The 22,626-nt window shown below is 72.1% G+C and carries 24 protein-coding genes and 1 pseudogene; 7 read left to right on the top strand and 18 right to left on the bottom strand.

Annotated elements, in window-relative coordinates:
* Window positions 1-16: 16 nt before the first annotated feature.
* Together ABZ953_RS16065 and ABZ953_RS16060 are read right to left on the bottom strand one after the other, a co-directional pair.
* Complete coding sequence (locus ABZ953_RS16065) at window positions 17-757, bottom strand: 2OG-Fe(II) oxygenase (RefSeq protein ID WP_361723104.1); 741 nt, start codon at window positions 755-757, stop codon at window positions 17-19.
* Entirely contained in the window at window positions 754-1,251 is a 498-nt protein-coding gene (locus ABZ953_RS16060) for a methylated-DNA--[protein]-cysteine S-methyltransferase (protein WP_361723550.1), read from the bottom strand. The genes ABZ953_RS16065 and ABZ953_RS16060 overlap by 4 nt, the downstream gene beginning before the upstream one ends.
* Window positions 1,252-1,461: 210 nt before the next feature.
* On the opposite strand from ABZ953_RS16060, the gene ABZ953_RS16055 reads away from it, so the two are divergent.
* Entirely contained in the window at window positions 1,462-3,483 is a 2,022-nt protein-coding gene (locus ABZ953_RS16055; RefSeq protein WP_361723101.1) for an NADPH-dependent 2,4-dienoyl-CoA reductase, read from the top strand.
* Between the two features lie 32 nt (window positions 3,484-3,515).
* On the top strand, window positions 3,516-4,049 hold the full coding sequence (locus ABZ953_RS16050) for a PadR family transcriptional regulator (RefSeq protein ID WP_361723098.1): 534 nt from the start codon (window positions 3,516-3,518) through the stop codon (window positions 4,047-4,049).
* A gap of 37 nt (window positions 4,050-4,086) precedes the next feature.
* Here ABZ953_RS16050 and ABZ953_RS16045 read toward each other — a convergent pair whose 3' ends face one another.
* From ABZ953_RS16045 to ABZ953_RS16025, 5 genes are all read right to left on the bottom strand, one after another.
* The gene (locus ABZ953_RS16045; protein ID WP_361723095.1) at window positions 4,087-4,695 is read right to left on the bottom strand and encodes a hypothetical protein; all 609 of its coding nucleotides are present in this window, start codon (window positions 4,693-4,695) and stop codon (window positions 4,087-4,089) included.
* 96 nt (window positions 4,696-4,791) lie between these two features.
* On the bottom strand, window positions 4,792-5,928 hold the full coding sequence (locus tag ABZ953_RS16040) for a Gfo/Idh/MocA family oxidoreductase (RefSeq protein ID WP_361723092.1): 1,137 nt from the start codon (window positions 5,926-5,928) through the stop codon (window positions 4,792-4,794).
* Window positions 5,925-6,692 carry a sugar phosphate isomerase/epimerase gene (locus ABZ953_RS16035; protein WP_361723089.1) on the bottom strand — a complete coding sequence of 256 codons (768 nt, stop codon included), beginning with the start codon at window positions 6,690-6,692 and terminating at the stop codon, window positions 5,925-5,927. Before ABZ953_RS16035 ends, ABZ953_RS16040 begins: the two co-directional genes overlap by 4 nt.
* A 158-nt stretch (window positions 6,693-6,850) precedes the next feature.
* On the bottom strand, window positions 6,851-7,357 hold the full coding sequence (locus tag ABZ953_RS16030; protein ID WP_361723086.1) for a hypothetical protein: 507 nt from the start codon (window positions 7,355-7,357) through the stop codon (window positions 6,851-6,853).
* Window positions 7,358-7,591: 234 nt separating this feature from the next.
* Complete coding sequence (locus ABZ953_RS16025; protein WP_361723083.1) at window positions 7,592-8,038, bottom strand: nuclear transport factor 2 family protein; 447 nt, start codon at window positions 8,036-8,038, stop codon at window positions 7,592-7,594.
* A 117-nt stretch (window positions 8,039-8,155) separates the two neighbouring features.
* Here ABZ953_RS16025 and ABZ953_RS16020 point away from each other — a divergent pair, with 117 nt between their 5' ends.
* Entirely contained in the window at window positions 8,156-8,731 is a 576-nt protein-coding gene (locus tag ABZ953_RS16020; protein ID WP_361723080.1) for a PadR family transcriptional regulator, read from the top strand.
* 72 nt (window positions 8,732-8,803) lie between these two features.
* Here the strand turns inward: ABZ953_RS16020 and ABZ953_RS16015 are convergent, their stop codons facing one another.
* From ABZ953_RS16015 to ABZ953_RS16005, 3 genes and pseudogenes are all read right to left on the bottom strand, one after another.
* A complete protein-coding gene (locus ABZ953_RS16015) occupies window positions 8,804-9,637 on the bottom strand; it encodes a glycosyltransferase (RefSeq protein ID WP_361723547.1) in 834 nt (277 codons plus the stop codon).
* 93 nt (window positions 9,638-9,730) lie between these two features.
* A pseudogene (locus tag ABZ953_RS16010) lies at window positions 9,731-9,859 on the bottom strand (glycosyltransferase); the annotation flags it as partial.
* A 49-nt stretch (window positions 9,860-9,908) separates the two neighbouring features.
* A complete protein-coding gene (locus ABZ953_RS16005) occupies window positions 9,909-11,447 on the bottom strand; it encodes a GMC family oxidoreductase N-terminal domain-containing protein (protein WP_361723077.1) in 1,539 nt (512 codons plus the stop codon).
* Window positions 11,448-11,627: 180 nt separating this feature from the next.
* Between ABZ953_RS16005 and ABZ953_RS16000 the strand changes: the two genes are divergently transcribed.
* Window positions 11,628-12,149: a hypothetical protein gene (locus ABZ953_RS16000; protein WP_361723074.1), complete on the top strand. Its 522-nt coding sequence runs from the start codon at window positions 11,628-11,630 to the stop codon at window positions 12,147-12,149.
* On the opposite strand, the gene ABZ953_RS15995 is transcribed toward ABZ953_RS16000, so the two are convergent.
* Complete coding sequence (locus ABZ953_RS15995) at window positions 12,136-13,077, bottom strand: fibronectin type III domain-containing protein (RefSeq protein ID WP_361723544.1); 942 nt, start codon at window positions 13,075-13,077, stop codon at window positions 12,136-12,138. The two genes, ABZ953_RS16000 and ABZ953_RS15995, sit on opposite strands and share 14 nt — an antisense overlap.
* A gap of 275 nt (window positions 13,078-13,352) precedes the next feature.
* Here ABZ953_RS15995 and ABZ953_RS15990 point away from each other — a divergent pair, with 275 nt between their 5' ends.
* Entirely contained in the window at window positions 13,353-14,156 is an 804-nt protein-coding gene (locus ABZ953_RS15990; protein ID WP_361723071.1) for a glycoside hydrolase family 75 protein, read from the top strand.
* A 66-nt stretch (window positions 14,157-14,222) separates the two neighbouring features.
* On the opposite strand, the gene ABZ953_RS15985 is transcribed toward ABZ953_RS15990, so the two are convergent.
* The 4 genes from ABZ953_RS15985 to ABZ953_RS15970 form a co-directional block, all read right to left on the bottom strand.
* Window positions 14,223-14,633, bottom strand: a complete 411-nt coding sequence (locus tag ABZ953_RS15985) for a PTS fructose transporter subunit IIA (RefSeq protein WP_361723068.1) — start codon at window positions 14,631-14,633, stop codon at window positions 14,223-14,225.
* On the bottom strand, window positions 14,626-15,279 hold the full coding sequence (gene dhaL, locus ABZ953_RS15980) for a dihydroxyacetone kinase subunit DhaL (protein ID WP_361723065.1): 654 nt from the start codon (window positions 15,277-15,279) through the stop codon (window positions 14,626-14,628). Before dhaL ends, ABZ953_RS15985 begins: the two co-directional genes overlap by 8 nt.
* Before the next feature lie 59 nt (window positions 15,280-15,338).
* Window positions 15,339-16,331, bottom strand: a complete 993-nt coding sequence (dhaK, locus tag ABZ953_RS15975; RefSeq protein ID WP_361723062.1) for a dihydroxyacetone kinase subunit DhaK — start codon at window positions 16,329-16,331, stop codon at window positions 15,339-15,341.
* A gap of 131 nt (window positions 16,332-16,462) precedes the next feature.
* Complete coding sequence (locus tag ABZ953_RS15970; protein WP_361723059.1) at window positions 16,463-17,419, bottom strand: TIGR01777 family oxidoreductase; 957 nt, start codon at window positions 17,417-17,419, stop codon at window positions 16,463-16,465.
* A gap of 256 nt (window positions 17,420-17,675) precedes the next feature.
* Here ABZ953_RS15970 and ABZ953_RS15965 point away from each other — a divergent pair, with 256 nt between their 5' ends.
* On the top strand, window positions 17,676-18,017 hold the full coding sequence (locus ABZ953_RS15965; RefSeq protein WP_361723056.1) for a peptidase inhibitor family I36 protein: 342 nt from the start codon (window positions 17,676-17,678) through the stop codon (window positions 18,015-18,017).
* Here the strand turns inward: ABZ953_RS15965 and ABZ953_RS15960 are convergent.
* A complete protein-coding gene (locus ABZ953_RS15960) occupies window positions 18,014-18,559 on the bottom strand; it encodes a hypothetical protein (protein WP_361723053.1) in 546 nt (181 codons plus the stop codon). The two genes, ABZ953_RS15965 and ABZ953_RS15960, sit on opposite strands and share 4 nt — an antisense overlap.
* Window positions 18,560-18,749: 190 nt before the next feature.
* Here ABZ953_RS15960 and ABZ953_RS15955 point away from each other — a divergent pair, with 190 nt between their 5' ends.
* Window positions 18,750-20,375, top strand: coding sequence for an AMP-binding protein (locus tag ABZ953_RS15955; RefSeq protein WP_361723050.1), 1,626 nt, complete (start codon window positions 18,750-18,752; stop codon window positions 20,373-20,375).
* Window positions 20,376-20,421: 46 nt separating this feature from the next.
* On the opposite strand, the gene ABZ953_RS15950 is transcribed toward ABZ953_RS15955, so the two are convergent.
* Both ABZ953_RS15950 and proP read right to left on the bottom strand, forming a co-directional pair.
* Window positions 20,422-20,925: a metallophosphoesterase gene (locus ABZ953_RS15950; RefSeq protein ID WP_361723047.1), complete on the bottom strand. Its 504-nt coding sequence runs from the start codon at window positions 20,923-20,925 to the stop codon at window positions 20,422-20,424.
* Window positions 20,926-21,072: 147 nt separating this feature from the next.
* Entirely contained in the window at window positions 21,073-22,626 is a 1,554-nt protein-coding gene (proP, locus tag ABZ953_RS15945) for a glycine betaine/L-proline transporter ProP (protein WP_361723044.1), read from the bottom strand.

Raw genomic sequence — 22,626 nt, 5'->3', positions numbered from 1 at the left:
GCCTCAAGGAGAGGGCCTACGCCGCGTCGTGGAAGACGAGCCCCAGCGACCTCCGCAGCCCCGACCGCACCGTGCTCACCCCGTGCCGCACCGGCCCCGCCGACCAGCCGCGCGCGGAGCGGACCGGGCGGTCGCGGGTAGTGAAGATCAGCCCGTGGCCCTGCCGCAGGACGGTCGACGTGCCACGGGACTGGGCCCGGGGCCGCTGCTCGACGAGCAGGAACTCGCCGCCCGTGTAGTCGGCGCCCTGCTCGTCCAGGCCGATGACGACCTGCAACGGGAAGACCATGTCGCCGAACAGGTCGCGGTGCAGGGCGTTCCAGTCGCCCTCCTCGTAGCGCAGGAGGATCTGGGCGGACTTGGTCTGGCCCGCCGCGTGGCACTGGTCGAGCCACTCCTCCAGGGTGTCGGGCCAGGGGGCCGGGCGGCCGAGGCGGTCCGCCCAGTCGCGGGCGACCGCGAGCAGGTGTGGGTAGAGGGCAGCCCTCAACTCGGCGACGGGGGAGGGGAGTTCATGTGTGAAGTAGCGGTACTTTCCGGAGCCGAAGCGGTGGCGGGCCATGTCGACCGTGGAGCGGAACAGTGCGGGGTCGTCGTACAGCCCGGCGATGCGGCGGCACTCGGCCGGGTCGAGCAGCTGGGGCGTGAGCGCGCAGCCGTGCGCGTCGAGCTCGGCGGCGAGCGCCGTCCAGTCCGCCGCGTCGACCGCCGCGTCCAGGGTCCGTGCGGTAGCGGTCATGCGCGTGGTGGCGGTCATGCCGACTCCAGGTCGAGCAGCCGCCGCTTGCTCTCCAGGCCGCCCGCGTACCCGGTCAGGGAGCCGTCGGCGCCGATCACCCGGTGGCACGGGCGCACGACGAGCAGCGGATTGCGGCCGATGGCGGTGCCCAGGGCGCGGACCGCGGCGCGGGAGAGGCCGAGCTGCTCGGCGAGCCGCCCGTACGTGGTCGTGGTGCCGTAGGGGACCGTGTCGACGGCGTCCCATACCTTGCGCTGGAACTCGGTGCCCGCCCCGACGGCGTACTCGATGTCGAAGTGGGTCAGGCTCCCGGAGAAGTACGAACGCAGCTGCGCCGTGATCGCCTCGAACGCCTCGTCGTCGCGCGTCCAGCCGTCGAGGACGACGGCGCCGCCCTTCTGGCCCGGCAGGGACAGCGAGGTCAGGGCGGTGCCGCCCTTGGCTGTGGCCGACTCCTCGCCCACCAGCAGCAGCTCGCCCAGCGGGCTGTCGATCGTCGCGTAGACGGTCATCGGACTCTCCTCGGTCGTGCCGCGTTCCGTGCGGTTCTCCTTGCTGACATGGACCAGTCTGCGTCGCGCGCGCGAGCGCGGCTGGCGGGATTCGGACATCACGCTGCGCCGTCTGGGATGCCGTTGGGGATCCGCCTTATGCAACTAGTTGCATAAGGCCCGCCGCCTGGTCTACAACTGTCCTGTAGACACCGCGTACGGAGGGGCCGCATGAGCCGTTACCCGAACCTGCTGAACCCGCTCGACCTGGGCTTCACCACCCTGCCCAACCGGGTCCTGATGGGCTCCATGCACGTGGGCCTCGAAGAGGCCCCGAACGGCTTCGAGCGGATGGCGGAGTTCTACGCGACCCGCGCGCGGGGCGGCGTCGGCCTCATCGTCACCGGCGGCATCGCCCCGAACGAGGTGGGCCGCCCCTGGGACGGTGGCGCCAAGCTGACCACCGAGGCGGAGGCGCGGCAGCACACCGCCGTCACGGCGGCCGTGCACGCCGAGGGCGGAAAGATCGCGATGCAGATCCTGCACTTCGGCCGGTACGCCTACCACGACAAGCTGGTCGCGCCGAGCCCGCTCCAGGCGCCCATCAGCCCGTTCGTACCCCGCGAGCTCACCGACGACGAGGTCGAGCAGACCATCGAGGACTTCGTGCGCGCCGCCGAACTCGCCAAGCTGGCGGGTTACGACGGCGTCGAGGTGATGGGCTCCGAGGGGTACTTGATCAACGAGTTCATCGCGGCCCCCACCAACCGGCGCACCGACCGCTGGGGCGGCGCCTACGAAAACCGCATCCGCTTCCCCGTCGAGATCGTCCGTCGCACCCGCGAACGCCTCGGCGCCGACTTCATCATCGTCTACCGCCTCTCCATGCTGGACCTCGTCCCCGGCGGCTCGACCCTCGAAGAGGTCATCCACCTCGCCAAGGAGATCGAGGCCGCGGGCGCCACGATCATCAACACCGGCATCGGCTGGCACGAGGCACGCATCCCCACCATCGCGACGTCGGTGCCGCGCGGCGCGTACACCTTCGTCACGAAGAAGGTCATGGGCGAGGTCTCCGTCCCGCTCGTGACCACCAACCGCATCAACACCCCCGAGATCGCCGAGCAGTTGCTCGCCGACGGCGCCGCCGACATGGTGTCCCTGGCCCGCCCGCTCCTCGCCGACCCCGACTTCGTCGCCAAGGCGAGGGACGAGCGGCCCGAGACCATCAACACGTGCATCGGCTGCAACCAGGCCTGCCTGGACCACACGTTCAACCTGCAGATCACCTCCTGCCTGGTGAACCCGCGCGCCTGCCACGAGACCGAGCTCGTGCTCGCGCCGACCCGCACCAAGAAGCGCATCGCCGTCATCGGCGCGGGGCCCGCAGGACTCGCCTTCGCCGTCTCGGCGGCCGAGCGGGGCCATGACGTCACCCTCTTCGACGCGGCCGCCGAGATAGGCGGCCAGCTCAACGTCGCCCGCAAGGTGCCCGGCAAGGAGGAGTTCGACGAGACCCTGCGCTACTTCCGCACCCAGCTCGAACTGCGCGGCGTCGACGTCCGGCTGAACACCGTCGCCACCGCGGACGAGCTCACCGAAGCCGCGTACGACGAGGTGGTCGTCGCCGCCGGTGTCACCCCCCGCATCCCGGAGATCCCCGGCATCGACCACCCCAGCGTCGTCGGCTACCTCGACGTCCTGCGCGGCGAGGTGCCGGTGGGGGAGCGGGTCGCGATCATCGGTGCGGGCGGCATCGGCTTCGACGTCGCCGAGTTCCTCACCGACGGCGGCGAGAAGGCGAGCCTGGACCCGGCGACGTACTTCCGGCAGTGGGGCGTCGACATGGACTACCGCGAGCGCGGCGGACTGACCAAGCCCGAGCGGCCCACGCCGCCGCGCACCGTCCACCTGCTGCAGCGCAAGACGTCCAAGGTCGGCAAGGGCCTCGGCAAGACCACCGGCTGGATCCACCGCACCGAACTGCGCCACCGCGGCGTCGCCATGGTGGCCGGCGCGAGCTACGACCTCATCGACGACGCGGGCCTGCACATCACCGTCGAGGGGGAGTCGTCCGTGATTCCGGTCGACACCGTCGTGCTCTGCTCCGGGCAGGAGCCGCGCCGCGACCTCCACGCGGAGCTCGTCGCCGCCGGGATCGCCGCGCACCTCATCGGGGGCGCGGACGTGGCCGCCGAACTGGACGCCAAGCGCGCCATCAAGCAGGGCACGGAGCTCGCCGCGGCGCTGTGAGACGGGGCCGCCCCCGTCCCTAGGATTGGCCCATGTCACTCCCGCACGCGATCCTCACCGCCCTCCTGGAAAAGCCGTCGTCGGGCCTGGAACTGACCCGCAGGTTCGACAAGTCGATCGGCTACTTCTGGTCGGCCACGCACCAGCAGATCTACCGCGAGCTGGGCAGGCTGGAGCGCGACGGGGCCATCCGGGCGCTGCCGCGGCAGGGGGCCACACGGGGGCAGAAGAAGGAGTACGAGGTCCTGGCCGCGGGCCGCGCCGAACTGGCCCGCTGGACGGCCGCGAGCCAGGACCCGAAGCCGCCGCGCGACACCCTGCTGCTGCGCCTGCGCGCCGCCGCGGTCGTCGGCACGGCGGGCATCCAGGAGGACCTGCACCGCCATCTCGACCTGCACCGGCGCCAGTTGGCCGAGTACGAGGAGATCGAGCAGCGGGACTTCCCGCCCGGGAAGGACGCCGTCGAGGACCGGCTGCGCCATGTGGTGCTGCGCGCGGGCATCGATCTGGAGACGTTCTGGACGCAGTGGCTCATGCGGGCGATCGAGGAGCTGGAGGCGCCGTAGCGAACCCGCCCGGTGCCCCCGGCCCGGCGGTGCGCGGCTAGCCGATGTTGATGTGCAGGTTGAAGCGGATGTTCACCACCGTGACGAAGAAGTTGCCCTGCTTGGTGCGGCGCTCCAGCGTGTCCCCGGTGGTGCCCTTGCCTTTCAGCTCCTTGTTCTCCACCGGCAGGTAGTCGAAGCCGCGGAACAGCTTGCCCTCCGCCCTGGCCGCGATGCCGCCCACCCGGCGCCAGTGCCCGCACAGGTCGTCGTAGCGGTCCTGCGAGAGCTTCGTGCCGTACGTCATGTTGAGTCCGCCGCCGCCGATGTACTGCGCGCACGCCTGCTTGAAGAGGGTGACGGCGTGGTCGTCGAAGGAGTCGACGCCCTCGATCTGCCCCAGGATCTCGTCCCTGTCCTCGGAGATCTTCGCCTTTCTGGCCGCCTTCTGCGTCGCGTTCTGGCGTTCCTGCTGGTCCCCGAGGATGGCCTTCTCGGCGGTGTTGATGCCGTCCTCCTTCTTGCAGGCGATCTCCAGCGTGTTCTGCCAGGTGGCCGCGGAGATCCACTCCCGCGCGAAGTCGATGCGGTCGCAGAAGGCGAGGAGCAGGACCTCGGCCTCCTTCTCGCTCTCCGCGTAGACGACGCCCTTGTACTCCTTCGTCATGGCGACTCTCCCTCCTCGGGGCCGCGGGCGCGGCGCTGTGTGGATCCGGGCACGACACCCGGACGCGCAACGTCTCACCACAGGAGGGAACCGTCATCAGGTGGCGGCGCTTCCGTTCCCCAGGGTCGCCTCCCGCGGGTCCCACTCCTCCGGCAGCGGCTCCGGCGGCACGAGCTGCGTGGCGAGCGGCAGGAACTCCGAACGCCGCGCCGAGTGCGTGATCGCCGTCATCGTCTGCAGGACGTGCAGGGCGAGCGCGCCGGACGCCCGGTGGGGGCCGCCGCCGCGCAGGGCGCGCGCCATGTCGACGACGCCGAGGCCACGTCCGTCGGTCCGCCCCCGTACGGGCAGTTCGCGCCACTCCTCACGGCCGCTCGGCAGCAGCTTCAGCGGACCGCCGAACGTGTTGGGGTCGGGCACCGCGAGCGTGCCCTCGGTCCCGGTGATCTCGAAGCGAATGCGGCGCAGCGCCGAATCGAAGCTGAACGTCGAGGCGGCCCGCACGCCGGAGGCGAAGCCGATGAGCGACGACACGTGCGTCGGTACGTCGACGGGAAACGGCTGCCCCGCCTTGGGCCCCGACCCGACGACGCGCTCCACGCGCGCGCGTGCCGCCGTCGCGGCCACCTCCGACACGCTGCCGAACAGGGCGACGAGCGCGGTCAGGTAGTAGGGGCCGAGGTCGAAGAGCGGTCCCGCGCCCGGCTGGTAGAAGAACGCCGGGTCGGGGTGCCAGGCCTCGGGCCCGGGGCCCTGCGTCACGGTCGCCGCAGCCACGGGCACGCCGATGTGCCCGGCCGCGACGGCCCGCAGAGCCGACTGCAGGCCCGCCCCCAGAAACGTGTCCGGCGCGTTGCCCACGCGCAGCCCGCGCTCCGACGCCTCGGCGAGCAGCTTCTCCGCCTCGGCGGGCGCGAGCGTGATGGGCTTCTCGCCGTAGACGTGCTTCCCGGCGCGCAGGGCGGCCGCGGCCACCTGCGCGTGCGCCGCGGGCACGGTGAGGTTGACGACGAGTTCGACCTCGGGCATGGCGAGCACCGACGCGGGGCCGCCCGCCTCGGGTATGCCGTGCGTGCGGGCCACGGCGGCCGCCCGCTCCTCGTCGAGGTCGGCGACGGCCACGACCCGGACGTCCGGGAACCGGCTCAGCGTACGCAGGTACTCGGCGCTGATGACGCCCGCGCCGACGACGGCGACGCCGACGGGGCCCGAGCCCGCGGGGGCCGGATTCACGCCGCCGCCAGGGAAGCGAGGTAGGTGCGGCTGGCCGCGAGCTCGGCGAACAGGGCGTCGGCGTCGCCCGCGCAGGAGTCGAACTCGACGATCCGCCAGGCGTCCGGCGCGGCGGCGAGGATCTCCGGCACCGGCATGGTGCCGCCGCCGACCGCGACGTTCGGATCCTCCTTGGTGCCGGGCCCGTCCTTGAGGTGCAGGGCGCGCACCCGGTCGCCGAGGCGGCGAAGGAGCCCCGGCACCTCGGCGCCGCCGACCGCCGCCCAGTAGGTGTCGATCTCCAGGAACACGGCGGGGTCGAGGAGTTCGGCGAGCAGGTCGACGGCGTGCAGGAGCCCCGCTTCTCCCTCGTCGAAGCGGGGCTCGATCTCCCACCAGTGGTTGTGGTAGCCGATGCGTATGCCGTGCCGCCCGGCAAGCTCCGCAAGGGAGTTGAGCCGGTCGGCGGCCCGCGCGAGTCCGTCGCGCGAGGTGAACTCCTCGGGCGGGATGCCCGCGGGCACGATCGCGAGGTCGGTGCCGAGCGCCGCCACCGCGTCGAGAACGGCCGCGGGGTCCGGGCCGAGCAGCTGCACGGCGTGCGTGCCGGACACGGTGAGCCCGAGATCGTCGACGATCCGCCGCAGCCCCTTCGGGTCGCCGAGCACGTCGTACGCCTCCACGGCGCCGTACCCCAGAGCGGCGAGGCGGCGCAGCGTCCCCTCCCGGTCGGCGACGAGCTGATCGCGCACGGTGTAGAGCTGAACGCTGAGCGGTCGTGGCATGAAAGCGCCCTCCCTGTCGGCTGGGAGGACGGTAAGGCGGTTCGGTGGGGCGGGCAAGGGTGCGTGGTGTGCGTGCGTGGTGCGCGTGTGCCACCGTCCGTCGTGCGGCTGCCGCCCACCCTCGGTCCTGACGGGTGGGCGGCAGTCGGTGGTGCCGGTCAGGAACGCCCGGCGGCTCCCCGACGGCGCAGGTACCAGACACCGCCGGTCGCGGCCGCGGCCACCAGGGCCCCGCCGGTGACGAGCGTGAGCGTGCCCCGGTCCTCGGATCCGCCCCCGAGTCCGCCCCGCACGCCGCGCGCGGGCGCGGTCGTCGAGGAGGCCGTCGGCGCGGCGCCGACGGTGACGGTCTGAGGTCCGGCCGATGAGCCGTCCTTGCAGGTGACGAGCACGGTGTAGGTGCCGGCGCTGACGTTCTGCCAAGTGGCGCTGTCGTTCGTCAGCTCCACCTGGCGGCCTCCGGCGAAGCTCGCGTTGGCGCCGCCCATCAGTGAGGCCGTGCCGCCGCCCGAGCCGCATGCCATGGTGGTGGCCCGCACAGTGGATCCGGTGGCGGTGACGGTGAGACCGCCGCCCGCGAACGCCGACGGAGCACTCAGGACCAGCGGCAGCGCGGCGGCGACGACCGTCAGGCCGGCCCGGACACCTATCTGAGTAGTACGCATGAGTCTGCCCTCCGGTGACACGGGAGGCGGTACAACCCATGCGCCGCCGAGAGTCGGGGATATCGCCCGTGCTACCTGACGAAGAGCCAACGTGGCGCGAGCGCCGTCCGCATGCGGACGACGGCCGGGCAGGTGACGGAATCCATCGTCCGGCGCAGAGCGGTGTCGCCGGGGGCGGTCACTGCGGCGGCATTGCGGGGGAGGTCACTGCGGGAGAGGTCACTGCGCGGGAGGTCACTGCGCGGCCGGGACCAGGCCGTCCGCGACCAGGCCCTCGTACACCGCCTGCCCCAGGGCCTGCACCGCGGACTGCGGGCGGACCATCACGGTGAACTCCTTGATCCGGCCTTCCTCGTCGAAGTGCAGCAGATCGATGCCGTGGACCTCCTTCCCGTTGACGGTGGTGCGGAACAGCAGTACGTCCGACTCCGCCACGCTGCCGTCGGCGCTGGTCTGCGCCTCGCCCGCATACCCGCCGACGTACCGGAAGTCCTCGAACGTCCGCAGCAGGACACCGAAGAGGCCGAGCACCGCGGCGCGGCCCTCGAAGGGCGTGAACTTCACCGGGCTGTAGAGGCGGATGTCCGGCGTGAACAGCTCCTCAAGGGCGCCGAGGTCGCGCTGTTCGACGAGGGCACGGAAGCGCGCGGCGGCGGGATGCTGCGTCGTGGTTCGCGTCATGGTTCCTCCCGGAATCCTGGGGCGGCACATCGCGGCCGCCATAGTCATCAATCTGAGTAGTCACATGCATGACTATGATGAGGGGGCGAGGCGGCGAAAGGGAAGGGGAACCGGACGATGGCTCTGCGGCACGCGGTGCTCGCGGCACTGCTGGACGGTGAGTACAGCGGCTATCAGCTGGCCAAGGGCTTCGACATCGGCGTGGCCAACTTCTGGCACGCACTGCCCCAGCAGCTCTACGCCGAGCTGACCAGGCTGGAGGCCGACGGCCTCGTCACCGGGCGCGAGGTGGTCCAGGAGGGCCGGCCCAACAAGCGGCTGTTCACGGTCACCGACGAAGGCCTCGCCGAGATGGAGCGGTTCGCCGCCCGCGCCGCGAAGCCGTCCTTCATCCGCGACGATCTGCTGGTCAAGGTGCAGGCCGTCGACGGGGTCGCCGCCGCGCCGGTGATCGAACAGCTCACGGAGCGCGCCGCGGTCGCCGAGGCGAAGACCGAGGTCCTGGAGAAGCTCCTCGTACGGCTGCGGGGCGGGGCCGACGAGGACGACTTCCTGCGCACCGGTGAGCGCGTCGGCCCCTATCTGACCTGTCTGCGCGGGCTCGCCTTCGAACGGGAGACCCGCGACTGGTGCCGCCGCGCGGCAGCGCTCCTGACCGCGCGGGCGGCCACGGTCGGGCCAGAGAGGCGGTGAGGCCCTGCGCGCGGGTGCGCAGGACGGGGCTGTGGACGGCTGTGGTGATTGCCTGCGCGAGGTGTTCCACGGTCAGGCGCTGGTAGCGCGGGGGCGCGGTGAGACGCCGAGGGCGTGCAGACGGTTGGCCCAGAAGTGCTGGTCCAGCTGGACCGGGACCGGGACGGACGGGGTGCCGGCGCGCAGACCGGCCGCGGTGGTGCCGGCGCTCGCGTGGTGGATCACGGCCGCCGTCCGCGGGAACAGCCAGGCGTGCGGGACCTCCCGCACCGTGATGACGTCGTCGTTCTCGGCGTGCGGCCCGCTCCAGCCCGCCTGGACGATGCCGCGCACCCTGGCGCGCCGCATGGCCTCGGCGATGAGCGAGCTCAGCCGCTCGGAGTCGGCGGTCACGAAGCTGCCGAAACCCGCGAAGACCGGCGGCAGACCCGCGGCGAGGAAGTCGAGCAGCCGCGGCTCGGGCTGCCGGCCGGACGGCGGCTGCGGCCACCAGTACCCGCACACCCGGTGCCCCGCGGGCCAGTCCGTGGGGCGCGGCACGATCCGCTGACTGAAGCCGTGCAGGACGTGGCGACCGTGCGGCAGACCGAGGGAGCCGCTGAACCTCTGGCGCGGCAGGCCGAGTTCGCGGCGCAGCGAGCGGATGGCGGGGGCGAACATCTGCTCGCTGCCGAGCCACAGGGCGTGGGCGGCAAGGCGGTTGCCGTAGGCGCCGAAGGTCCGGGCGGCGGTGACCATCGGGGGGTAGGCCGCGGTGGGGCGGACCGGCTGCAGATGGACGCCGATGCTCGGCAGCCGCAGCGCCTCGCCGAGCGCCGCACACACGGGGTCGGTGACCGTGGAACTCAGCACCACATCGGTGCCTTCGCGCACGGTGGCCACGACGCCGTCGGTCAGCCGCGGCATGAACGCCCGCGCCATGCGCATCAGTCGTGCGAGGGCCACGGGCGGGCTGACCGCTCTGGCCGGCCCCTGGCCGCCCTGCGATGCCAGCTCCTGGCGCGGGTCGACGGGCAGGGGCCGGAAGCCGAGCCCGTGGGCGGTCACCGCCTCCTCGAAGCGTTCATGGGTGGCCAGTGACACCTCGTGGCCCGCCGAGCGCAGGCGCACGCCCAGTCCGGTGTACGGGGCGACATCGCCTCAACTCCCCGCTGTCACGATCAGTACGCGCATCGCGTCAGGATGGCACTTCCCGGATCAGGTCGGCGGCCTTCTCGGCGATCATGACGGTCGCCGTGTTCGTATTGGCCGAGACGATCGTCGGCATGACCGAGGCGTCCACCACCCGAAGCCCCCGGAGGCCGTGCACGGTCAGGTCCGGCGCCACGACCGCGTCGGGTCCCGTGCCCATCGCGCAGGTGCCGACGGGGTGGAAGTACGGGCCCACGGCGGCGGCGAGATAGCCGCGCAGGCCGGCCTCGTCGGTGCTGCCGGGCCCGGGGAGCACCTCGCGCGAGCGCCACGGGGCGAAGGGCGCCGCCGCTGCGATCTCCCGCGCTGTCTCGATGCCCCGCAGCATGCGCCGGACGTCGCTCTCGCGGCCCAGGTAGTCCGGGTCGATCAGCGGCGGCGTCGCCGGGTCCGGACCGGCCAGACGTATCGAACCGCGGCTGTCGGGCACGGTGGACACCGCCAGGGTGTACCCGTTGGCCGGGACCGGCATCGTCGGCGGGTGGTACGGCACGTGGATGAACAGCAGCTGCATGTCGGGGACTTGCGCGGCGGCGTCGCTGCGCCACGACAAGGACGTCTCGGCGAGGCTGGTCTGCGGCGGCGGGAGGCGGCGCCCGGCTTCGTACACGACGGGGCACAGCGGGTGGTCGTGCAGGTTGCGGCCGACGCCGGGCAGCTCGTGGCGGACCGGGACGCCCACGTGCCGCAGTTCGTCGGCGGGGCCGATGCCGGAGAGCAGCAGGAGCCGCGGGGAGTCCACCGCCCCGCAGCTGACGATCACCTCGGCCGTCGCGCGGACGGTGTGCGGGGCGCCGTCGCGCCGGACCTCCACGCCGGTGCAGCGGTCGCCGTCGAAGAGCAGGCGCAGCGCGCGGGAGTCGGTCGAGACGGTGAGGTTGGGCCGGGCCCGGACGGGGTGGAGGTAGGCGTGCGCGGCGCTCTGGCGCCGACCGTGCGAGATGTTCAAGTCGTGCCAGCCGACGCCTTCTTGGTCGCTTCCGTTGAAGTCGTCGGTCCGGGGATGCCCGACCGAGGCCGCGGCCTCGACGAAGGCCAGGGAGAGGGGGTGGCCGCCCTCCTCCGCGGTCTCCGGGCGCAACGGACCTTCGCCGCCACGGTACTTGGGGTCCCTGCCGTGGACCGTCTCCATGCGCTGGAAGTACGGCAGGGTCTCGTCGAAGCCCCAGCCGGTGCATCCCAGGGCCGCCCAGCGGTCGTAGTCGTCCCGGTGCCCGCGCAGGTGGATGAGGCCGTTGATGGCGCTGGAGCCGCCGAGCGTCCGCCCTCGCGGGAAGGCCCGCGCGGCCCCGTCGGCGCCGGTCTGCCGGACCGTGGTGTAGGCGTAGTCGACCTCGGATCCCTGGAGCGCGGGCCATGCGGTGGGCACCGCGATCTCCGCCCCGCTGTCCTCCCCGCCGGCCTCGATCAGCAGGACCCGGCTCTCCCCGTCCTCGGACAGCCTGGCCGCCAGCACACACCCGGCCGACCCCGCACCCACCACGATGTAGTCCCACTCACCCGACATCGTCTGCCTTTCCCTCATCACCGTCCGACCCTCGCCACTCTGACCCTGCGCGGCCTCAACTAGCCATATCGGCACGCTAGTTGCACGAGTGGGGTTCTGATTGTGTCCGAGAGTGACGGAAGCGGTGCCGGAAATCGCGGAAAGGGCGTCCGGGGAACCCGGGAGCGGCGACAGGCGGCACGCCCGCATACTTGCCGAATGCCCTCATCGGCCCGGTTCCGGGACCCTCGCAGCACGCGGCACGATTTCGTCGGCTCGATCGTCGTGCGGTGTCCGGGCTGCGCGGGGCCCGCTCAGGTCGTCGTGGCGCCCGGGAGCTCCGAGGCCGGAGCGTGGACGCTGTTCACGCCCCGGCGACTGGTCTGCACGGGCTGCGGGAAGTCACGGCTGTGGAGCGGTGACCGCGTCGCCTTCTCCCGCGGTACGGCTCATCGCGCGACGGATCCTTACTTCGGCCTGCCGCTCTGGCTCCAGGTGGAGACCCGGCACGGGTGGCTGTGGGCGTACAACCTCGAACACCTCGACCTGATCCACCGTTTCGTCCGGGCCTCGCTGCGGGAGCGGGCTCCCTGGTATGACACGGGACAGAAGATGACGCTGGCGGCTCGCCTCCCGGTATGGGTGAAGCGGGCCGGGAACCGGGACGAGATCCTGCGTGCCGTCGGGCGGCTCCACGCGTCGCTGACGGCCGTGCGATCGGCTCCTCTCAGCCCGTGGTGACCGCCCGCTCGGGTGAGTAGCCGCCCCACGTGCCGTCCGGCAGCTTGGGGCGGATCCTCACCCGGTGGCGCTCCCCGGCCTTCCTGCCGATGTAGAAGCTGTGCCCGGCCCTGTCGCGCGGTGCCGTGCCGCCGAAGACGAGCGACGTGGCGGTGCGGCCGTCCAGCTGGATCTGATACTCCGCCACGGCGCCGCCGGTGCGCGGCGGGGTCCAGGACAGGTCGATGTAGTACGCCCCGTCCGCGCGGTGCGTGCGTGCCGTGAAGCCGGTCGGCGCGGTGCCGCGCCCGGAGCCCTTGCCCGCCGTGGTGGTGAGGCGGACCTCGGGGCTCGCGGGGGAGAAGTTGTCGGCGGCGTCGCGCGCCTTGACCGTGAAGGTGTAGTCGGTGCCCGGCCGCAACCCGGTGACCAGCGTCGCGGTCTGGCTCCCGCCCACACTGTGGATCTTCGAGCCGCTCTGGTAGACCTCGTACGAGGCCACCCGCTTGTCGTCCGAGGCCTTCTCCCAGGAAAGCATCGCCGCGCTGTTGCCCGCCGCCCTGCCCGTCAGGTGTGCGGGCCGCGTCGGCGCCTTGTGGTCCGCGGCGGCAGCGGCGGGCGTGGTGACCGAGAGCCGCCTGCTGTCCTCACTGACGTTCCCCTCGGCGTCACGGGCGCGCACCGTGAAGGTGTACGTGGTGGACGCCTTGAGGCCGACGATGTCCACCATGTGCTCCCTGCCCGACACCTCCTTCACCTTCTTGGTGCCGCGGTACACCTCGTACCCGGTGACTTCCGTGTCGTCGACGGCCTGGTTCCACATGACGTGGGCGGTCGTGGCGCTGCCCGCCTGGACGGTGAGGCCGCGGGGGGCCGCCGGGGGTCTGGTGTCCTCGGCGTCCCCGCCGCCCCATGCGCAGCCGCCCAGTGCGGCGGCGGTCACGGTCATGGCGGCCAGCAGGGCGAGAGGGATGGCCGGATGGGGGGTCCGTCGCACGGTGCTGCCTTCCACTCGACGGCATTGGTCCGGACCTATTTGACACAGGTGACGCGGGCACATCAAGGGGGTGGGGGTGTGCGCCGTCCGGACCGTGATCGGCGAACGGGGCATGGGCGGGGGCGCAAATTGGGATATCTGGCCAACAAGCCGTCAGTTCTCCCCCGCGAAAGGTGATTTCCGTGAGGCCTTCTCCCACGAGGTTCCGCCCGGCGAGGTTCCGTCCGGTGCGGCTCTTCCCCGCGCGAATCCTTCCCGCGCGGCTCTTTCCCGTACGCAACGGAACGGCGGCCCTGGTCGCTGCCGTCGGCGCCGCCCTGCTCGCCCCCGCCACCCTCCCCGCGTCGGCGCAGCAGCTGTCACCGCGCCCCGGCGCCGCACTCAAGTCACCCGGGAACGCGCTCACTTCGGCGCCGCTCCACGAGGGGTCGGTGCGGGCCGCCGATCTCCTGGCCGGGACCCGGAAGTGCCAACAGATCTCGAAGGGCAAGTACCGCGCCGACGGCGGCGCACGCGCGGACGTCCCCGTCTGCGGAACCCGGGACGCGGTCCACTGGAAGGCCGACATGGACATCGACTGCGACGGGCAGCGGACCAAGGCCTGCAACCGCCGCACCGACCCGCTCTTCCTCCACGCCACGGCCTACCAGCAGTCCGACGGACGGCAACTGAACGCGGAGCGCCTTCCCTACGTCGTCGTGCCCGGCCCGAGCCGACGCTGGAACCACGCCGCGCACGGCATCACCGGCGGAACCGTCGCCGCCGTCATCCACCGCGGCCAGGTCCTCTACGCCGTCGTCGGCGACACCGGCCCCACCGACCTCATCGGCGAGGCCTCGTACGCGGCGGCCCGGGCGCTCGGCATCAGGGCCGACCCGCGCACGGGCGGCGCGGCCTCCGACGTCACGTACATCTTCTTCAAGGGCCACAAGGCCACCCCGATCGAGAGCCACCGGGCCGCGGTCGCCCGGGGCGATGCGCTGGCCCGGCAGTTCGTACAAGACGCGCGGGCGGCGCGGCGGCCCGGCTGATGACCCGCCCCGGCATACCTCACGCTTTCCGCGCCTCACACCTTCCGGCCTCACACCTTCCGGGCCTCACACCTTCCGGTAGGTGTACGCCTCGGTCGCCGCCGCCTCGACCGCGGCGAGGTCGGCCCCGGCCGACGCGGTCACCACCGCCGCCACCGCACCCTCCACGAAGGGCGCGTCCACCAGGCGTGTGGCGGCCGGGAGTTCGTAGCCCTCGGCGATCAGCGCCTTCACGGTGAGGACCGCGCTGCCGAGGTCGGCGAGGATCGCGACGCCCGCGCCGCGGTCGACCCGCGCGGCCGCCGCCGCGATCAGCTCCGCGCTGGTGCCGAGGCCGCCGTCCCCTGTCCCGCCCGCGGCGGCCACCGGCGCGGTGGCGCCGCCTCCCGCGAGGCCCGTGGCGAGCGCGGCGACCGCCTCGGCGACGGGACCGCTGTGCGACACGAGGACGATGCCGACCGATGGGGCGTCAGCCACGGCCATGCTCTCGCGACGCGTCACCCTCGGCGGTCTCCGCGGTCTCCGCGGTCTCCGCGGTCTCCGCGAGCGCCTCGAAGAGCAGGGCCGCCGACGTCGCGCCCGGGTCCTGATGGCCGATGCTGCGCTCACCCAGATAGCTGGCGCGGCCCTTGCGCGCCTGCAACGGCGCCGTGGCGAGGGCGCCGTGCAGCGCGGCCTCCCGTGCCGCGCCGAAGGAGTGCTCCAACGCGTCGAGCGCGGGAACCAGCGCGTCCAGCATCGTCTTGTCGCCGGGCGCCGCACCGCCGAGCGCGGCCACCGCGTCGACGCCGGTCCGCAGCGCCTCGGCGAACCCCGCACCGTCGACCTCGGCCGCGTCGCCGAGCGCCTTGCCGGTGCGGCGCAGCAGTGTGCCGTAGAGCGGCCCCGAAGCGCCTCCCACCGTCGAGATCAACTGCCGCCCCGCCACCAGGAGGACGGCGCCGGGCGTGTCCGGGGCCTCCTTCTCAAGGACGGCGGCGACGGCGGTGAACCCGCGTCGCAGATTGCTGCCGTGATCGGCGTCGCCGATGGGCGAGTCCAGCTCCGTGAGCCGGTCCGCCTCACGGTCGACGGCGGCCGCGCAGGCCGTCAGCCAGCGGCGGAAGAAGTCGGCGTCGAGCACGGGGTCTCCTCTTCGCGTGCGTAGTCGTCTTCTTGCGTAGTCGTCGGAACGTGGCGGTGTCAGACTCCCCAGCGCAGGCCGGGCGTGCGGACCGGCGCGTCCCACAGCCCGAGCAGTTCCTCGTCGACCTGGCACAGCGTCACGGACGCCCCGGCCATGTCCAGTGAGGTCACGTAGTTGCCGACGAGGGTGCGGGCCACGGGGACGCCGCGCTCGACGAGCACGCGCTGCACCTCCGCGTTGAAGCCGTACAGCTCAAGGAGGGGAGTGGCTCCCATGCCGTTGACGAGCAGCAGGACCGGGTTGCGCGGATCGAGGTCCTCAAGGACGGCGTTCACCGCGAAGTCGGCGATCTCGCGCGAGGTCATCATGGGGCGCCGTTCGCGTCCCGGCTCCCCGTGGATGCCCACGCCCAACTCCAACTCGCCCGGCGGGAGTTCGAAGGTCGGGCTGCCCTTGGCGGGCGTACTGCACGCGCCGAGTGCGACGCCGAAGCTCCTTGTGTTCTCGTTGACCCGTCGTGCGATGGCCTCGACCCGCTCCAGCGGCATGCCCGCGTCGGCGGCGGCCCCGGCCAGCTTCTCCACGAAGAGGGTGGCGCCGGTGCCGCGCCGCCCGGCGGTGTAGAGGCTGTCGGTGACCGCCACGTCGTCGTTGACGAGCACCTTGGCCACCTGGATGCCCTCGTCCTCGGCGAGTTCCGCGGCCATGTCGAAGTTGAGCACGTCGCCCGTGTAGTTCTTCACGATGAAGAGCACGCCCGCGCCGCTGTCCACGGCGGCCGCGGCCCGCACCATCTGGTCCGGCACGGGTGAGGTGAACACCTCGCCCGGACAGGCGGCCGACAGCATCCCAGGCCCCACGAACCCGCCGTGCAACGGCTCGTGCCCGGACCCGCCACCCGAGACGAGCGCGACCTTGCCCTCGACGGGGGCGTCCCTGCGTACGATCACGCGGTTCTCGACGTCGATCGTCAACTCGGGGTGCGCGGCTGCCATCCCGCGCAGCGCGTCGGCGACGACGGTCTCGGCGACGTTGATCAACATCCTCATGGGTACCTCCGGGGCAGGCGGGGCGTGATCGGTACTGGTTCACGATGCTCGATGGTCGACGTCGGGCGTCGGCGCTCGGAAGAGGCCTCTGCCGGTGCAGTATCGACCTGGTAAGCGATCCGCGCGAGAACTCAGCGCCGATGCCGTTCCCCTCGCCGGGCCCGCCGTACGAGGGACGCGGTGGCTGTCTCCCAGTCGGGGCAGGCGAAGGTGAACCCGGCCGCGCTCAGCCGACCCGGCACCACCCGGCGGCTCTTGAGCAGCAGCTCCGTGTCCGAGCGGAGCGCGAACGCCCCCAGCTCGGCCATCCAGCGCGTCGCCGGAAGCCCCACCGGGACGTGCCAGGCCGCGCGCAGCACCCGCATGAAGTCACGGTGCGGCAGCGGGCCGGGGGCGGCGAGGTTCACCGGCCCGTCGAGGTCGTCCCGGTCGATCAGGAACTCCACCGCCCGTACGAAGTCCTCGTCATGGATCCAGGAGACGTACTGCCTGCCGCCCGCCACCGGACCTCCGAGACCCAGGCGGGCCAGCCACGACAGCACGTCGAACACGCCGCCGCGGTCCGGGCTCATCACCATCGCCGAGCGCAGCGCCACCTTGCGGGTGGCGGGGGTCGCGGCCTCGGCCTGCGCCCGCTCCCAGTTCTCCGCGATCTTCACGCTGTACGCCCAGTAGTCGGGCACCCCGGCCTCCGAGCCGCCGATCACCCCGGTCGCCTCGTCGTGCGCCGCGTCGTAGCGGTGGGCGTAGATCGTCGCCGTGCTCATCTGCAGCCAGACGCGCGGCGGCCGGGCCGCGGCGGCGATCACCTCGCCGACCACCCGCGCCGAATCGACCCGGGAATCCATCATGGCCCGCAGATTATCGTCGGTGTAGCGGCAGGAGACGCTGCGACCGGCCAGATTGACCACGGCGTCGCAACCGTCGATCGCTTCGGCCCAGCGGCCGGGCGTGGCGCCGTCCCAGCCGATGTGGTTCGCCCGGACGGGGTGCCGGGTCAGCACCGTGACCTCGTGGCCTGCCCGCGTCAGCGCGCGGTCGAGGACTGTGCCCACCTGTCCGGTGCCCCCTGGCAGTACTACCTTCATCGAGCCTCCCTTCTGATGCCGTTGATGCCGTCGAACTTTCTGATGCCGTCGAATGGTCGACAGGGTTCTCTCCATGCGCGAACTGGCTTGCTGCGCAAGGGTATGGGGACGGGGCCGCCCATGCCTTGGTCAGGGGTGCTTGGCAGGCGCGAGTAGTGCGTGCGGGGGCGCGCGGCCTCTACCTCTGCTTCCGCTCGCGGTGTCCGGTCTGCGCGGAACCTCCCGCCCGCTCGGCATCGTCTGGAACCTTGTCACCATGACCATCACACACGCCCCGGCGGGCCGCCTCGGGCGCCTGGCTCTGGCGGCGGGCGCCGCCCTCGCGCTCTTCGCGGCGCTGCCCATGAGCAATGCCTACGCCGACGCCAACGGCACGTTCTACTACCACTCGTCGGTCGGGGACTTCCAGATCACGGACCCGCCGCTGCACGAGTGCCAGCCCCTGCACGACGGCGCCACCAGCGCCTCGAACCAGACCAACGCCACCGCCACGCTCTACTACGACGGCAACTGCCAGAACTCCTGGGGCAGCCTGCAGCCGGGGAAGTACACCGACTTCTTCGGGGAGCTCCCCCACAGCGTCCAGTTCGGTTCCTAGCCGTTCCCGTTCCCCTCCCACTCCGTCAGATACCCCTCATGCCGTACGCATCCTCCGTCGGCGGTGAGGGTCACCTCGCCGGTGTACCAGTCGGGGCGCAGCGACAGCTCGATGCCTCGGTCGGTCGTCGTGCGCACCCCCGGGAGTCCGGCGCCCGGCTCGCCCTTTTTCGGTGCGGGAATGTCCTTCACCGTCAGTTCCTGTCCGGACCACTCCTTGCGGAGGGTGTCGACCGCTGTCGCGTACGCGGCGCGGCTCGCGAAGTCGGGGGCCCAGGTGACGGTCGGCTGGTCACGGGTGACGCCGTCCGGGTCCGCGCCGAGGTCGTCCTTGCAGGAGGCGTTGGCCATCCTCTTGTCGTCGATCACTGAGTCCGGGTCGACACCCAGTATCCGTACCGCGTCCTCGCCCGCCCGCTGCGTGTCCCTCATATGTTCGCGGAACGCCGACTCCGACTCGGCCGGGCCCGCCAGGGACGCGCAGCCCGTGGCGAGTGCCGTGAGGAGCAGCACCGCCACGGTGAGGGTGTGTCTCGTCGTCATGATCACATCCCAGCAGGCGGCTCGGGCCGGGCGGCACCGCTCGCGTACTCAGGCTCCGGCTGAGTACTCCTGGGCTATTGGCCGACCGGAGTGCGCGCCGCCCAGAGCGGGGCATAGTACCCCGTCGTCCCGTGGCTGAAGTTGCCCCCTGTGAGGTGGTGACTCCCCAGCGGCATGTTTGCATATGTTCATGATCGTTAATGCACAGGAGACATCCGAGCCGCGGACGTACGTGGATCGAATATTGGAGCACTGGCACGAGGACGAGGACGCCGAGGCCCTCGTCCAGGGTGCGCAGCGACTGACCCGGGGCGAGGCCCGGCAGCAGCTGTTCCGGTTGGGGCACGCGCTGCGCCGACAGGGGCTCGAGCCCGGTGACGGAGTGGGTCTTTTCCTGGCCAACCGGGTGGACTCGGTCCTGGTGCAGCTCGCGGTCCATCTCATCGGCTGCCGTGTCGTGTTCCTGCCGCCCGAGCCCGGACCCGGCGAACTCGCCGCGCTGGTCGAGCAGTCCAGGGCGCGTGCCGTGGTCACCGACCCGCTCTTCGCCGAGCGCGCCGCCGACGCGGCAGGCCGCAGCGTCCACGCGCCGGTGCTGCTCAGCCTCGGGCCCTGTGAGCAGCAGTGCACGGACCTCCTCGAGTCGGCGGCCGAGTGCCCCGCGGTACGCCCCGACGGCGTGCCCGATCCCGCCGCGGACGAGGCCGTCACCGTCCTCTACACCGGCGGCACCCTGGGCCGCCCCAAGCTCGCCGCGCACAGCCACCGGCTCTACGACACGTTGGTGGACTCGGTCGGGGAGGACCCGCAGGACTCCCGCGCCACGAGGTTCATGACGCTCACGTCGGGCACGGACCGGGTGCTCGCCGCCACGCTGCTCACGCACGGCAGCGGGCACCTCACGTCGATCCAGGCGCTGGTGTCGGGCTCCGTCCTCGTCGTCCTCCCCGAGTTTGAGCCCGGCGCGGCGCTTGAGGTGCTGCGCGAGGAGGGCATCACCGCCACCATGTTCGTACCGCCGATGCTGTACGGGCTCCTCGACCACCCGGAGTGCGTCCCGGGCGTGCTCCCCGAGCTGCGCCGCGTCGTCGTGGGCGGCGCCGCGTCGTCGCCGAGCCGGCTGCAGCAGACGGTCGAGGTCTTCGGGCCCGTGCTCAGCCAGGGGTACGGACAGTCGGAGGCGCTCGGCATCGCCGCTTTCGGGGCGGAGGAGCTCGCCGCCGAGGGGGCCGCGCGGCCCGAACTCTGGCGCAGCTGCGGCCGGGCGATAGCCGACACCGAGATCGAGATCCGCGGTGAGACCGGCACGGCGGCGCTGCCCGCCCGCCAGGTCGGCGAGGTGTGTGTCCGGGGCGAGACGGTGATGCTCGGCTACTACGAGGACCCGGAGCGCACCGCGGAGGCACTGCGGGACGGCTGGCTGCGGACGGGGGACATGGGCTACCTCGACGCCGAGGGGTACCTGTACCTCGTCGACCGGGCCAAGGACATCATCGTCACCGGCAGCACCAGCGACAACGTCTACTCCCGGGTCCTCGAGGACTTCCTGCTCACGCTGCCCGGGGTGCGCAACGCCGCGGCGCTCGGCGTGCCGGACGAGGAGTTCGGCGAGGCCGTGCAGATCTTCCTGGCCACGGCCGAGGGCACCGACGTCGACCCGGACGTGGTCGGCGCGGCGGTCACCGCCGAACTGGGCGACCTGTACACGCCCCGCAGGACGGTCCTCCTCGACCGTCTTCCGACGACCAAGGTCGGCAAGGTGGACAAGAAGGCGCTGCGCGCCGCGTGGACGAGCGCGCCCGCGCACACGCCGTAGCGGCAAGGGCGCCGACCCGTAGGAGGGTTGGCGCCCGATGGAGTGATCAGCCCTTCGGCGGCAGCCGGTGCCAGGTCACGTCGCGCACCTCGGAGTCCGAGACCGTGAGGGTGAGGAAGGTGCGGTACGGCTGGCGCCTGCGGTCCGTGGGAGAGCCGGGATTGAGGAGTCTCAGTCCGCCGGGGGTCTCGGTGTCCCACGGGATGTGGCTGTGCCCGAACACGAGGACGTCGAGGTTCGGGAAGCGCTCGGCGCACCGGCGTTCGCGCCCGGTGGCCGCGCCGGTCTCGTGGACGACGCCGAACCGCAGTCCCGCCAGTTCGGCCCGCTCGACCTCGGCGAGCCTGCGGCGCAGCGGCGGTCCGTCGTTGTTGCCGTAGACGCCGATCAGCCGGCGCGACCTGGCCTCGAACAGGTCGAGAGTGGCCTCGTCGAGCCAGTCCCCGGCGTGGATCACGACGTCCGCCGCATCGATCCCGGCCAGCAGGTCGTCCGGCAGGCGCTTCGCGCGCGTCGGCACGTGGGTGTCGGAGGTCAGCAGCAGCCGCATGGGGCAAGGGTAGGGCGGGAGTGCCGGGCCGACGCGTCGGCGCACCATCCGCCGGTCTATGGGTCTATGGGTCTATGGGTCTATGGGGCTATGGGTCTACGGGTCTGCCGGTCCGTCAGCCGTCGCGTCCGTCGGCCGTCGCGTCCGTCAGTCGTCGCGTCCGCCGGGCTTCGTGGATGTGCGGTCACCGCGGCCCCCGCCCCGGGGGTGCCGCAGCCGCAGCCACACGTCGCGCGCATGGCGGCCCGCCTCCGTCCGGCTGCGCGCCACGATCTCGCGTGCCTCGTCGTCCGTCTCGACCATGGGGCCCGAGCCGCGCAGCGGGCGGCCTGCCGTCTCGTGCAGGAAGAACGTCGACACCAGGCCGATCGCCCCGGCCACCATCAGGTAGAAGGCAGGGACCAGCGTGTTTCCGGTCTTGTCGACCAGGAACGAGGCGAGCAGCGGGGTGGTGCCGCCGAAGACGGAGACAGAGATGTTGTAGGCGATCGACAGAGCCCCGTACCGCAGCCGCGTGGGGAACAGTGCGGGCAGCGTGGCGGCGGCCGTACCGGCGAAGCAGACCAGGAGCAGGCCGAGGATCGCGCAGCCGAACGCGGGCAGGAGGATGCCGCCCTCCCGGATCAGCAGGAACGCGGGAACGGCGAGCGCGATCATCGCGATGCTGCCGCCCATGAACATCGGCCGTCTGCCCCACCGGTCCGAGCTGCGGCCCACCGTGGTGATGGCGAGGGCCACGAACAGCATGGTGCCGAGCACCAGGAGCTGCGCGGTCGTGTCGCTCTCCCCGAGGGTGACGGTCATGAACGTCGGCAGATACGACGTCACCATGTAGTTCGTGACGTTGTAGAGCAGCACGAGACCCATGCAGATGAGGACCGCCTGCCAGTGCCGGGAGAAGATCTCCTTGAGGCGGCCCTTGCCGGACTGGCGGGCCTGCTCGACGGGGTCGCCCTCCTCGCCCTTGGAGTCCGCCTCGCGTTCGGCCGCCGAGGAGGCGGCTTCCTGCTGGAAGGCGGGGGTCTCCTCCAGCTTCAACCGCATGTAGAGGCCGATGAGCCCGAGCGGGCCCGCGACGAAGAACGGGATGCGCCACCCCCAGCTCTCCAGGCCGTCCGTGCCGAGGGTCAGGGTGAGCACCGTGACCAGGCCGGAGCCCAGCGAATAGCCCACGAAGGTGCCGAAGTCGAGCCAGCTCCCCAGGAAGCCGCGCCGCTGGTCGGGAGCGTACTCGGCGATGTAGGTGGTGGCACCGGCGTACTCGCCGCCCGTGGAGAAGCCCTGTACGAGTCGGCACAGGAGCAGCAGCAGCGGGGCGGCGAAACCGATCGAGGCGTACGTGGGCAGCAGGCCGACCGCGAAGGTGCTCGCCGCCATCATGATCATGGTGGCGGCGAGCACGCGCTGCCGGCCGATGCGGTCGCCCAGCGGCCCGAAGACGAGACCGCCCAGTGGCCGCACGAGAAAGGCGGCGGCGAAGGTGGCAAACGTGGAGACGACCTGCGCCCCCGGCGAACTGGAAGGGAAGAAGACCTTTCCGATCGTGCCCGCCAGATAGGCGTAGACGCCGAAATCGAACCACTCCATGGTGTTGCCGAGCGCCGCGGCGGTCACGGCCCGCCGCACCTTCGGACGGTCCGAGACCATCACGTCCTCGGCGCTGAGCGTCTTCTTGCGACGGCGCAGCAACGTGCGCGCCAT

This window comes from Streptomyces sp. NPDC046465 (assembly GCF_040646035.1).
Classification (GTDB): Bacteria; Actinomycetota; Actinomycetes; order Streptomycetales; family Streptomycetaceae; genus Streptomyces.
The sequence above is the reverse complement of the archived record's forward strand: the minus strand, read 5'-3'. Positions and strand labels throughout refer to the sequence as shown.